This window comes from Rhodopseudomonas palustris (assembly GCF_007005445.1).
GTDB classification, from domain to species: Bacteria; Pseudomonadota; Alphaproteobacteria; order Rhizobiales; family Xanthobacteraceae; genus Rhodopseudomonas; species Rhodopseudomonas palustris_G.
Genome location: NZ_CP041387.1, coordinates 229,955 through 242,415 on the forward strand (window position 1 = coordinate 229,955; position 12,461 = coordinate 242,415).

6 protein-coding genes and 1 pseudogene are annotated in these 12,461 nt (G+C 67.5%); 1 reads left to right on the forward strand and 6 read right to left on the reverse strand.

From position 1 onward, the window contains the following. Positions 1-4 precede the first annotated feature (4 nt). The 3 genes and pseudogenes from FLL57_RS01075 to FLL57_RS01085 form a co-directional block, all read right to left on the reverse strand. Complete coding sequence (locus tag FLL57_RS01075; RefSeq protein WP_142881906.1) at positions 5-5,098, reverse strand: trifunctional serine/threonine-protein kinase/ATP-binding protein/sensor histidine kinase; 5,094 nt, start codon at positions 5,096-5,098, stop codon at positions 5-7. A gap of 34 nt (positions 5,099-5,132) precedes the next feature. Beyond that, positions 5,133-5,519 carry a response regulator transcription factor gene (locus FLL57_RS01080; protein WP_047307448.1) on the reverse strand — a complete coding sequence of 129 codons (387 nt, stop codon included), beginning with the start codon at positions 5,517-5,519 and terminating at the stop codon, positions 5,133-5,135. Positions 5,520-5,606: 87 nt separating this feature from the next. After that, positions 5,607-6,238, reverse strand: a pseudogene (locus FLL57_RS01085) (response regulator transcription factor). Positions 6,239-6,501: 263 nt separating this feature from the next. Between FLL57_RS01085 and FLL57_RS01090 the strand changes: the two are divergent. Beyond that, the gene (locus tag FLL57_RS01090) at positions 6,502-7,080 is read left to right on the forward strand and encodes a helix-turn-helix domain-containing protein (RefSeq protein WP_047307447.1); all 579 of its coding nucleotides are present in this window, start codon (positions 6,502-6,504) and stop codon (positions 7,078-7,080) included. Between the two features lie 347 nt (positions 7,081-7,427). Here the strand turns inward: FLL57_RS01090 and uca are convergent, their stop codons facing one another. From uca to FLL57_RS01105, 3 genes are read right to left on the reverse strand one after another with little or no spacing between them, the layout of a single operon-like run. After that, positions 7,428-10,976 (reverse strand): urea carboxylase, encoded by a 3,549-nt coding sequence (uca, locus tag FLL57_RS01095; RefSeq protein WP_142881907.1) that lies wholly within the window; start codon positions 10,974-10,976, stop codon positions 7,428-7,430. Positions 10,977-10,978: 2 nt separating this feature from the next. After that, on the reverse strand, positions 10,979-11,614 hold the full coding sequence (locus FLL57_RS01100; RefSeq protein WP_047307426.1) for an urea amidolyase associated protein UAAP2: 636 nt from the start codon (positions 11,612-11,614) through the stop codon (positions 10,979-10,981). Positions 11,615-11,616: 2 nt separating this feature from the next. Continuing rightward, positions 11,617-12,456, reverse strand: coding sequence for an urea amidolyase associated protein UAAP1 (locus FLL57_RS01105; RefSeq protein WP_142881908.1), 840 nt, complete (start codon positions 12,454-12,456; stop codon positions 11,617-11,619). Positions 12,457-12,461 lie beyond the last annotated feature (5 nt).

A 12,461-nucleotide genomic window follows, 5' to 3' on the forward strand; every position in this document is an offset into this window, starting at 1 on the left:
GATTTCAGGTCGGCCTTGGCAGCGCGAACTGGAAACGAGCGCCGTGCGGTTTCACTGGGATCGCCCACAACCGACCGCCGTGTGCCTCGACGATCGACCGGCTGATCGACAGGCCCATTCCCATGCCCTGCGGCTTGGTGGTGACCAGCGCCTCGAACAACTGGTCGATGCGGTCTTCGTCGAAGCCGAGGCCGTTGTCGGCGACCGTGACCACCACGCCGTCTGCATCGTTGGTCGTGCTGGCGACGGTCAGGGTGCGACGGCCCTCGATCGCCGCCATCGACTCGATGGCGTTCATGCAGAGGTTGAGCAGCACCTGCTGCAACTGCACGCGGTTTCCGGCCACGGTGGCGTCGGACTCGGTGAGTTGCGTCTCCAGGTGGATGGCGTTCTGTCGCAACTCGACCTGCAGGATCGACAGGATCTCGCGGATCACCGCGTTGACGTCGACCGCGGACATCATCGGGGCAGCCTTGACCGCGAGCCCGCGGATGGTCTGCACCACGTCGGCGGCGCGGCGGCCGTTCTCGATCACCCGGCGGGCGGCGCTCCGGGCCTCAGCGATGGACGGCTGCGCGTTGCCGAGCCAGCGCAGGCAGACGTCGGCATTGGTGATGATCGCGGTCAGCGGCTGGTTAATCTCGTGCGCGATCGAGATCACCAATTCGCCGATCGCGGTCAGCCGCGACATCCGCATCAGCTCGGACTGCGACTTCTGCAGCGCCTCGACCAGCGCGTCCTTCTCTTCCAGGAAGGCGTTCTTCAGCGAGATCGCCGCCTGCGACGAGAGTAATTTCAGCACCGATAGCTTCAACGGCGTGAACACGCCGGCGGCGAGATCGTTCTCGAGGAAAATGACGGCGATCAGCTTGTTGCGCTTCATCAGCGGCAGGCACAACAGCGACCGCGATGCCGTCCTGGCGATGTAGGGATCGTCGGCGAACGGGCTGGAGCCGGCGTCGTCGATCGTGATCGCTTCGCCGGTGCGCGCCGCCAGATTGACCAGCGTGGTCGGCAGGTCGTCCGCGGTGGCAAGGTCGTCGCGGAGCGTGACCTGGATGCCGCCGCCGCCGGTCCGGGCCTCGGCGCGGATCGTCAGCTCGGCCTGCTGCGGCAGGATCAACAGCCCGCGCTCGGCACCGGCGTGTTCCAGCACCAGCGACATCAGGGTTTCCATCAGTCGCGGAACGCCGAGCTCGTTGGAGACTGCTTCCGATGTCTTCACCACCGCGGCGAGATCGAAGCTTTCGGCGAGGCCGAGCGGCACCTGCGCGGCCGCCGGGAAGTTGACGGCGACGTCGGGGTGATTGCGGTCGAGCTGCTCGACCTTGGCGGCGGCGCCCCATTGCTGATAGCAGTCGCGCGCCTTCATCAGGTGGGCCTGATACGCGGTGTCGAATCCCTGGCGGCGACAGAACTCCGCGGCGAGCTCGTGCGCGATGGCTTCGACCTGCGACACCCGGACCCGGCGCGACGACGACACCGCCTGCTGATAGAGCTTCATCGCCTCGAACGGCCGGTCCTGTAACCGCGCGATCTCGGCCGCGAGCAGCGCCGTCGCGCCCTTGTAATTGCCGGGATTGTGGACTTCCCAGCCGGACATCTGCAGGTGTGCACCGGCGAGACGCCGCTCCAGCGCGGCGCGGGTCTCCGGCGGGTTGGGCGAGTCGGCGAGCGCGGCGCAGATCACGCCGACGTAGAAGTGGAAGATCGAATATTCGTGGTGGCCGACGGTGGTCCAGAGCAGCGGTTCGGCCCGCAGCAGCGCCGCGAAGGCGGCCGCCTGGTCGCCGGCGAAGTAGCTCGCCTGCATCTTGCGGATCCAGAACCAGCAGGCGGCGATGTCGAGGCTGCGATTGGCGGCGAGCTCGCGTTCGAACGCCGCTTCGTCGAAGTCGGGTCCGTTCAGCGAGCCCAGCGCGGTCGTGTCGCCACGCAGCGACCGGAGGAACTGCAGCTGCGTGGTGATGATGTGGACGATCAGGCCGAACTTGGCGCGCCGCATCAGCGCCAGCCGCGCGACCGCTTCGATCTCGACGTCGTCCAGCGGATCGCCAGCCGAAAGCCGGTTGGTGATCAGCGTGCAGGACGAGAAGCCGGCATAGGTGAGATCGCCGGTCTCGACCGCTTCCTCGAAGGCGCGGCGCAGATACGGTTGGGCCTCGTGCAGCGGCCGTGCCCAGGGCAGCACGTGGGCGCCGTAGGTCAGGTGGACGCGGGCCTTGTAGTGGCCGAGGCCGCGGGTCTCGACCAGCTTGAGGCCTAGATCGCCGAACCGGAACGCCGCGTCGTAGTCGTCGAAGCACGGGCCGACCACCATGCCGAGATAGGCGTAGGCGAGCGCCGAGGCGTCGCAATTGCCCTGCTGGACGCTGATGTTGGCCATCCGACACAGCAGCACGCAGACCAGGTTGAGGTCGGTAAAGAACGCCGGCGCCAGCGCCGCGCTCATCACCGCCATGGGGGCGGCGCGGGACTGGTCGGTGATCGCCGGCAGATCGATCAACGACTCGATGCTGCGGCCGCCGAGCCGTTCCATCAGCAGGCGATACTCGGCTTTGGCCTGGTCGCGGTCCGGATGCTGCGGCCAGATAATGCCGAAGTCGCGCAAATAGGCGAGGCAGGTTTCGATCGCGCGGTCGCTCCGATCGATCGCGGTGTACAGCGTGACCTGCAGCGCCACCACGAACGACCGGGCGTGCGGCGTCGGCGCCAGCGGCGCTAGACGTTGCAGCCGCGCCTCGGCCTCGGCCATCGCGCCGGTGAGAAACTCGCATTCGGCGATCAGGTACTCGACGTCGAAGGCGAGGTCAGGTTCGCATTCGAGGGCGGAGTCGCCGAGCAGCGCCAGCGCGGTGGTCAGATAGGCCTGCGCCGAGCCGTAGGCGATCGCCTTCATCGCGGCGCGACCGGCCTCGCGATTGAGCCGGGCGACCGCCAGCCGCTCGGCGTCGGAGTCGATCAGCGCGGCGCCGAGATTGTAGTGGTCGACGATCTGGAACAGCGCGTCGGGCCGGGTCGGGATGCTCGTGGCGAGGTGGCGGGCGATCTCCAGATGGATCGCCGGCAACTCGACCGGGTCGATCAGCCGGTAGGCGACTTCGCGGACGCGGTCGTGAACGAAGCGATAGTCCTCGTCGGTGCGCAGCACCAGTTCGGCGGCGACCAGCTCCTGCAGCCCGTCATGAACCGCCTCTGTGGCGATGTCGCACAGCCGGCCGAGCAAGGCGGCGTCCGCGGCCATGCCGAGGCAGGGGAAGATCCGCAGGATTGCCCGGGTGCGCGGCGGTAGCCGGTCGAGCCGGCGGCTCATCAGATCGACGACGTTGTCGGTGAAGCCCTTGCCTTCGATCAGCTCGACGTTCCAGCTCCAGCGCTCGTTCAGCACGTCGAAGCTGACCAGTTGCTCGTTGATCAGCGACGAGAAGAACTGGATCGCGAAGAACGGATTGCCGCCGGTCTTGCGGTGGATCAGCGCTGCCAGCGGCGCGACCTGATCGGACTCGCACCGCAGCACGTCGGCGACCAACGCCCGGATGTGGGCCTGGCCGAGCGGAGCGAGCCGGATCTCCTCGATGTGTGGCACCCGCTGGCGGATGCTCTGCAACGTCAGGCCGAGCGGATGGCCATCGTCGATCTCGTTGTCGCGATAGGCGCCGATCACCAGCAGATGGCTGGTGTCGATGTCGTCCGCGAGCCGGACCAGGAAGTCGGCCGTCGCCCGGTCGAGCCATTGCAGGTCGTCGAGAAACAGCACCAGCGGATGCTCAGGCCGGGCGATCGCCGCGATGAAGCGTCCGAGCACGGCCTGGAACGCGGCGCGGCTCTCCTGCGCCGACATGCTGCGCAGCGGCGGCTGATCGCCGATCACCAGCGCCAGATCCGGCACCAGATTGACCATCAGCTCGCCGTGCTCGCCGACCGCCGCCTGCAGCGTGCTGCGCCAGCCTTCGAACGCGGCGGCGTCCTGGCCGAGGATCTGCCGCACCAGCGAGTGGAACGCCTGCGCCAGCGTCGCGAACGGGGTGTCGCGCTTGTACTGGTCGAACTTGCCGGCGATGAACCAGCCGTTGGTTGGGGTGAGGCTCTTGCGCAGCTCGTTAACGGCGGAGGATTTCCCGGCTCCGGAATAGCCGGAGATCAGCGCCCATTCGGTGGCGCCGGTCGACGCGGCGCGGTGATACGCCGACAGGATGGCGTTGATCTCGGTGTCGCGGCCGTACAGTTTTTCCGGCATGCGCACGACGCCGGCGGCATCGTGAGCGGTCAGACGTACGCCCGCGGTGTGGCCGTGCACCTCCCACGCCGCCAGGCAGGCGCGCAGATCGCGCTCGACGCCGGCGGCGCTCTGGTAGCGGTCGTCGGCGGACTTCTCGAGCAGCCGGAACACCAGCCGCTCGATCGCCGCGGTGGCGGCGCCGGCGGTCGGCAGCGGATGCGGCCGGCGAGCGATGTGCTGGTGAATCCATTGCGCCGGGCTTGAGGCGTGGAACGGCAGGCTGCCGCCGGACAGCATCTGGTACAAGATGATGCCGAGCACGTAGAGATCGCTGCGGCTGTCCACCGAGCGGTTGACGCGGCCGGTCTGCTCCGGGGAGAGGTAGATCGGCGAACCGGACGGGGCCTCGTGCAAGGCGAGTTCTCGGCGCTCCCGGCGCGAGCGCGAAGCGCCGCCGAGCCCGGTCAGCCACACCCGGTCGGAATCGTCGACCCAGACGGTGTCGGGGCGGAGATGGCGATGCACCAGCCCGCGCTCGTGAATGTGGCCTAGCGCGTGCGCCATTCCGATCGCCCGGCGCAACAGCTTCGGCACGGCGAGCGGCTCCGCCAGCGATTCCGACAGCGGCCGCGCACCGTGATCGTCGATCAGCAACGCCGGCCGACCCTGCGCCGACACCAACGCGCGCGGCCGTACCACGATCGCCGGATCGAGGTCGCGGGTGAGGGCGAGTTCGCGCTTGGCGCGCTCCAGCGGGCACGGCTCGTCGGCCTCGGCGATCAGCAGCAGCCGCGGCGGCGACCGATCTTCCTGCACCCGGTAGACGCCGAAGTCGCCGCAGCGCGTCACCAGTTCCAGTGCGGCGCTGATGTCCGTCACGGCGCCGCTCCGGTCGTGGTCGGCGATCGCTGCATCAGCCCGGCCCGCCGGCGCGCGGCGCTACAGCCTTCTGGATGCAATGCACCAGCGCCTGCGCCTCGAACGGCTTGCTGAGAAAGCCGAGCGCGCCCAGCGCCCGGGCCCGTGCCTCGATCCGTTCGTCGGGAAAAGCGGTGATGAAGATCACCGGCGGCGCGCCGCCCGCGGCGATCAGCCCGGCGTAGAGGTCGAGGCCGTTCAGCCCGGCCATCTGGATGTCGGTGATCAGGCAGGCGGTCGCGCCGTCGATGCCGGAATCCAGAAACTGCCGCGCCGAGGCGAAGCCGCGCGCCGCATAGCCGAGCGAGCGAACCAGTCCTTCGATGGCGACCCGAACGTTTTCGTCGTCGTCGATCACCGTTATGATCTTGCCGATGGTCATTTCGGCCATCCTCAAGGGTGATGCAGCGCGATCCGACGTCGACCAACTCTGCGGCAGCGACCCCGGGCTTATAAGTCATACGATGGTTTACGTCGCCTCGCGGGATTGCGGAGCGATCACCTCGGCCATCCGCACCAGATCGGCGAATGAGCGGGCGCCCATCTTCTTCATCACCCGGCCGCGATGAATCTTGACGGTGATTTCGCTCAGGCCGAGATCGGCGGCGACATTCTTGTTCAGCGAGCCGGCGGACACCATGTCGAAAACCTGCTTCTCGCGGGGCGTCAGCGCCGCGTAGCGCTCAGGATGTCGTCGCGGCGGCTGTCGCTCTCGCGACGCCGCCGGTCCAGCGACACGGCAGCCGACACCGCGTCGAGCATTTCCTGGTCGCGGAACGGCTTGGTGAGAAAGTCGACGGCGCCGGCCTTCATGCCGCGCACGGTCATCGGTACGTCGCCGTAGCCGGTCATGAAAATCACCGGAATCCGGACATCGAGCTTGGTCAGCATGGTCTGCAGGTCGAGGCCGCTGGTGCCGGGCAGGCGGACGTCGAGAATCAGGCAGTTGGCCTCGTCCGGAACCCCGGCCGCGAGCAGATGCTGCGCCGATTCGAACGAGACCACTCGGTTGCCGATGGATTTGAACAGGCCGGCCAGCGCGTCCCTGATGCCGGCGTCGTCATCGACCACGACGATCAATGGTCTGGATGTGGCGGTCATGCTGGCTGGGAAGACGTACGCATCGTCATCGCCGTACTCTATGTCAGCCCCCGGCGGATGCCAATCGTCGCCGCGTCGGCACGGCCGGATCGGGCGCGGACCGCGGCGCCGACGATAAACCTTGGTTTGCTATCGGCGAAACCATTGCAGGCCGCGGCGGCACGATAGTCCGACTATCGGACGGCGGCCCGCCGTCGTCTGCTGTCCGGCGATGGCAGTGGACCGCGCTCGCGCGCCGTCCGGGGATGAGGAGTTTCGGGTCGATGCAGCGCCTCACCAGCAGCGGGGATCGGCCGAGCACGGCGAGGGCGTTCGTGCACCTGGCGGAGATCCTGCAGAAGGCGGCGGAGACGGTGCAACGCGATCCGGCCGCGGCGCGCTCCTGCATCGAGCGCGCCGCGGCGCTGCTGCGCGAAGTGCAGGCGCGGCACGACTTGCTCGACGAGGCGCCGCCGCCGACGCCGGACGGCCCGGGCCTGGCGCGCTGGCAGCTGAAGCGGGTGGTGGCGCATATCGACCACAACATCGATCGCAGCTTGCGGATCAAAGACCTGGCCCAGCTCGTCGATCTCAGCGCCAGCCATTTCGCCCGGGCTTTCCGCGGCAGCGTCGGCGTCGCGCCGCGCAATTTCGTGCTCGAGCGCCGGGTTGAGCGCGCCAAGTTGCTGATGCAGGGCACCGACCTGCCGCTGTCGGAAATCGCGCTGGCGTGCGGGCTGAGCGATCAGGCGCACCTGTCGCGGATATTTCGGCGCTTCACCGGCGCAACTCCGAACGCTTGGCGCCGCCAGCTGCGTGATCGCGAGTTTCAAGGGCATCGAGACCAGGTTTCTTCGAGCTAGTGCATCAGCTCTTGCGCTATGTCCGTTCCGGGTCAGAAGCCGGACATGCCGCACTCACATTGCCTCGAGGGTGTAGGCTATGCTGCCATCGCAGCGGCCGACATTGGAACTTCGACAGGGCGAGCGGCGGCACTCGAGGTTTGCTCAGGGTTAATCATGCTACACCTTGATGCTGCACAAGCCGCGTGTCGCGAATAGAAACGCAGTTATTTCAATAATTTGGATCCGGCTGGTTGCTGGCTGAGTACCCTCCCGCCCCAGCCAGGCCAAGCCGCTGATTTCAAGGAACTTTGTCTGGCCGGCGCACGCCCGATGTGGCCCCGCCGCCGTTCATGGCGGCTTTCCCCTCACATTTCCTCCAGCGCGCAGATCAGATCGCCGGCGCGCAGCGTCTGCCCCGGCTTGGCGTTGAGCGCCCTGACGATGCCGCGCGCGGTCGCCGGAATCGCAATCTCCATCTTCATCGACTCGATCACTGCGAGGGTCTGGCCGATCTCGACATGCTCGCCCGGCTCGACCGTGAGCTTCCAGACGTTGCCGGGCGCCTCGGTGAACTGGCCGACGCAGCCGTCCGGCACGTCGCCGCCGGAGCCGAGCGCGGCCGCGGTGTCGTCCTCCACCACCTCGTCGAGCTTGGCGTCGCGCCAGCGTTGGCGTTCGGCTTCGAACGCGGTCTGCTGGCGGGTCTTGAACGCCGTGATGCCATCGGCTTCGCGCGCCAGGAACGCCTTGTAGTCGGCGTAGGAGAACGTCGTCTCTTCGATCTTGAGCGGATAGGCCCCGTGGGGGAAGGCGGCGCGGGCGTCGAGCAGTTGTTCCGGCGTCACCGGGAAGAGCCGGATCTGGTCGAAGAACCGCAGCAGCCAGGGATGACCGGGCTTGAACATTTCGGTGCTGCGCCAGGTGTTCCAGACCTGGATAGTGCGGCCGAATAGCTGATAACCACCGGGGCCTTCCATGCCGTAAATACACATATAGGCACCGCCGATGCCGACGGCGTTTTCGGGCGTCCAGGTGCGGGCCGGGTTGTATTTGGTGGTGACCAGGCGGTGCCGCGGATCGACCGGCGTGGCGACCGGTGCGCCGAGATAGACGTCGCCAAGGCCGAGCACGAGGTAGTTGGCGTCGAACACGATACGCTTGACGTCGTCCTCGCTGGCGAGGCCGTTGATGCGGCGGATGAACTCGATGTTGGACGGGCACCACGGCGCATCCGGCCGTACCAGCTCCTGATACTTGCGCATCGCCAGCACCGCCTGCGGATCGTTCCACGATAGCGGCAGATGAATGATGCGGCTCGGCACCGCCATCGCTTCGACCGAGGGCAGTTCGCGCTCGATCCTCGCCAGCGCGTCGAGCAGCTTGCGACGTGGCATCACCGTGCTGTCGTAGTGGATCTGCAGCGAGCGGATTCCCGGCGTGAGATCGATCAGGCCCGGGAGCTTGGCTTTCTCCACCGCCTCGGCGAGCACATGCACCCGCAGCCGCAGCGCGATGTCGAGCTCCATCGGGCCGTATTCAACCAGCAGGTTGTCGTCGCCGGCGCGGCGATACACCACCGGGATCTCGCCATCGTCACGGCGGCCGACGATCGCCGAGCCGAGCTCGGCAGGCGCGGCGATCACGGTCGGCCCCGCGACCGGATCATCGGCGCGTGTCACCGGCACGAAGCGGAGCTTATCGCCGGGCTTGAGCTGACCGACCTTCCACAATTCGTCGCGCGCCACCACGGCCGGGCAGACGAAGCCGCCGAGGCTCGGGCCATCGGGGCCGAGGATGATCGGCATGTCGCCGGTGAAATCGATCGCGCCGATCGCATAGGCGTTGTCGTGGATGTTGGAGGGATGCAGCCCGGCTTCGCCGCCGTCGGTGCGCGCCCATTGCGGCTTCGGTCCGATCAGCCGCACGCCGGTGCGGGCGCTGTTGAAGTGGACTTCGTAGTCCGAGGAAAACAGCGTCGCAATGTCGTCGTCTCGGAAGAAATCGGGCGCGCCGTGCGGGCCGTAGATCACGCCGATTTGCCATTCTCGTGTCAGAGCTGGCCGTTCGTCGTCGGTGAGCGCACGGGGCTCCGCGACAGGCGTGATCGAGCCGAAATGCAGCACGTCGCCGGCCTTCAGCGCGCCGGTGGCATGGCCGCCGAACGCGCCGAGCGTGAACACCGCGCGGGAGCCGAACACTTCGGGCGCGTCGAAGCCGCCGCGGATGGCGAGATAACAACGCTGGCCCGGTCCCTCGATCTTGCCGATCGCCAGCATTTGCCCGGCACGCACCGTGATCGGCGCGTCGTTACCAACCGCTGTGCCGTCGAGCTTTGCCATCATGCCAGCGCCGCACAGCGCCACCACGGCGTCGGCGTTGAAGCGCAGCGTCGGACCGCTGACGGTGAGTTCGAACGCCGCGGTGGTTTCGGGATTGCCGACGATGCGGTTGGCGAGGCGGAACGAACGCTCGTCCATCGGTCCGCTCGGCGGCACGCCGACGTGCCACAGATGCAACCGGCCCGGCAGCTCCTGCAATCCGGACTGCGCGCCGGGCGCCACCACGTCGATGGTGCGCGCCGCGAAGCTGAAGTCCGCCAGCACCTTGGTGGCGACCTTGCCGCTGCGGAACAGATCGGATGCCGCAATCGCGCGCAAGTAATCGAGATTGGTTTCGATGCCCGCGACGGTGGTGGCGGCGAGCGCGCTTATCATCTTGTCGATCGCGGCGTCGCGGTCGGCCGCGTGGACGATCAGCTTCGCCAGCATCGGGTCATAGAACGGCGTTACCTCGTCGCCGGTTTCGATCCAGCCGTCGACGCGCGCGTCGTCCGGAAACGCCACCTGGGTCAGCCGGCCGGCCGAGGGCCGGAAGCCGGCGCCTGGATTTTCGGCATACAGCCGCACTTCGATCGCCGCGCCCTGCGGCGGGCGCGGCGTGTAGGTCGCGATCGGGCTGTCGCCGGCAGCCTGGCGCACCATCCATTCGACCAGATCGACACCGAACACCGCTTCGGTGACGGGATGTTCGACCTGCAGGCGGGTGTTGACCTCGAGGAAGTAGAATTCGTCGCGGGCGACGTCGTAGATGAATTCGACGGTGCCGGCGGACTCGTAGTTCACGCTCCGGCCGAGCGCGACCGCGGCCTGATGCAGCCGCGTCCGCATCTCGTCCGAGATGCCGGGCGCCGGGGTTTCCTCGACGACTTTCTGGTTGCGCCGCTGCAGCGAGCAGTCGCGCTCGCCGAGCGCGATCACGTTGCCCTGGCCGTCGCCGAAGATCTGCACTTCGATATGGCGGGCGTCGGCGACGAACCGCTCCAGATATACCCGCGCGTCCCCGAAGCTGGCGCGGGCGGTGCGCTGCACCGTGGCGAAGCGTTCGCGCAGCGTCGCCTCGTCGTGGCAGAGCTGCATGCCGATGCCGCCGCCGCCCGCGGTGCTCTTCAGCATCAGCGGAAAGCCGATCCGTGCCGAGGCTTCCAGAGCTTCCTCGATGCTGTCGATCAGCCCGGTGCCGGGCAGCAGCGGCACTTTGCTCGTCTGCGCCAGTTCGCGGGCGCGGTGCTTCAGGCCGAACGCCTCGAGATGTTCGGGGCGCGGACCGATGAAGGCGATGCCGTGCTGCTTCAGCCGCTCGGCGAAGCCGCGGTTCTCCGACAGAAAGCCGTAGCCGGGATGCACCGCCTGCGCGCCGGTTGAGAGGCAGGCCTCGATCACGGCGTCGACATTGAGATAGCTGTCGCTGGCGGCCTCGCCGCCGACGCGCACCGCTTGGTCGGCCTCGCGCACCGGACGGGTGAAACGGTCAGCGTCCGAATAGATCGCGACCGATGCGATCCCCATCCGGCGCAAGGTGCGGCCGATCCGCCCGGCGATTTCGCCGCGGTTGGCAATCAGAACTTTGCTGAACATGATCAGTCCTCGCCTGCCTCGTAGATCACCACCTGGATCGGCGTCGGGAAAAAGCCGTTGCAGGGATTGTTGACCTGCGGACAGTTCGAGATCAGGCACAGCACGTCCATCTCGGCGACCATCTCGACGTAGTCGCCGGGCTTGGAGACGCCGTCGACCACGGTGAAATTGCCGGACGTGTCGAGCGGCACGTTCATGAAGAAGTTGAGGTTCGGCACGATGTCGCGCTTCGACAGACCGTGCTTGGCGGCCTCCAGCACGAAGTTCTCGCGGCAGGCATGCAGATATTTGGTCTGGTGCCCGAACCGCACGGTGTTGCTCTCGCAGGAGCAGGCGCCGGCCGAGGTGTCGTGCAGGCCGCAGCTATCGGCCACCATCCGCAGCATGGTGCGGCCCTCGGTGGACATGATCCGCGTGCCGGTGGTGACGTAGGCCGAGCCCTGGGCGCGCAGCGTGTCCTGGCCGCTGTAGCGTTCGCCATGATCATCTGCGGCGTAGAACAGGGTGTCGACGGCCTGCTGGCCGTGGCTGTCGACGATGCGCAGCGTCTGGCCCTTGCGGATGATCGCCGACCACGGCACGCGCGCCGGGATCTCGGTGTCGAGCACGATGCGGGCGGAAGCGGGAATCGCGGTCATGCTCAGGCCCTCCCTGCGACGCCGGCGAGATAGAAGGCGTTGTTCTCGAACGCGCGTTTGGCTTCGAGCGACACGGTGCGGCAAAGGTCGTCGGCGGCGGGCTGAGGCGCCTGATAGCGGATGATGTCGATGTCGCCCGGCGCGTAGCTGGGGGATGGGTCGAGCGGGTGCGGACAGTTCGACACCGCGACGAGCAGGTCGAGCTCGGCGCGCAGATCGACGAAGTCGCCCTTGTTGCGACGCTCGCCGTGCCATTCGAACCGGCCCTGCGAGTCGACGGCGACCGGAGCGAAGAATCCGATCGACGGGTGCAGGTCGCGGCGATCGAGCCCGAGCTTGCCGGCGGCGAGCACAAAATTGTCGCGGGTGTTGCGGAAACTGCCGGCGCCGTAGCGCGCCGCATTGGTCGCCGCGGTGGAGCCGCCGACCATGGTGTCGTGCGCGCCGCTGGTGTCCTCGATGATCGACAGCAGCGCACGGCCCATGTCGGACAGGATCACCCGGCCTTTGCGCAAGGACGCCGCCCACTGCACCTTGATGGTGTCGGCATGGTTCAGCCGCTCGCTCGGATCAAACGCATTCCATGCCTGGATGCTGACGCAGGACGTGCCGCTGGTGTTGACGAGGCGCAGCGCTTCGCCGCGGCCGAGCTTGGTCACGTAGTACCAGCCACCCGGCACGGTCTCGCGATGGATGATCGCGTCCGCTGCGATCGGCGCGCCGTCGCGCGGCGTCGGCGGCGGCAAGGCCTTCGGTGCCTGTTGCTGGCCCAGTGCCTTGTGCTGTTCGTAGCGCTGGCGGTTGGCCTCGACTTCGGCCTTCTCTTGCTCGGTCAGGATCATGCTGT

Excerpts from the sequence above, each read along its gene's own strand:
- FLL57_RS01080 (WP_047307448.1), bottom strand. The coding sequence starts at position 5,519 with ATGACCATCGGCAAGATCATAACGGTGATCGACGACGACGAAAACGTT.
- FLL57_RS01090 (WP_047307447.1), top strand. The coding sequence starts at position 6,502 with ATGCAGCGCCTCACCAGCAGCGGGGATCGGCCGAGCACGGCGAGGGCG.
- uca (WP_142881907.1), bottom strand. The coding sequence starts at position 10,976 with ATGTTCAGCAAAGTTCTGATTGCCAACCGCGGCGAAATCGCCGGGCGG.
- FLL57_RS01100 (WP_047307426.1), bottom strand. The coding sequence starts at position 11,614 with ATGACCGCGATTCCCGCTTCCGCCCGCATCGTGCTCGACACCGAGATC.
- FLL57_RS01105 (WP_142881908.1), bottom strand. The coding sequence starts at position 12,456 with ATGATCCTGACCGAGCAAGAGAAGGCCGAAGTCGAGGCCAACCGCCAG.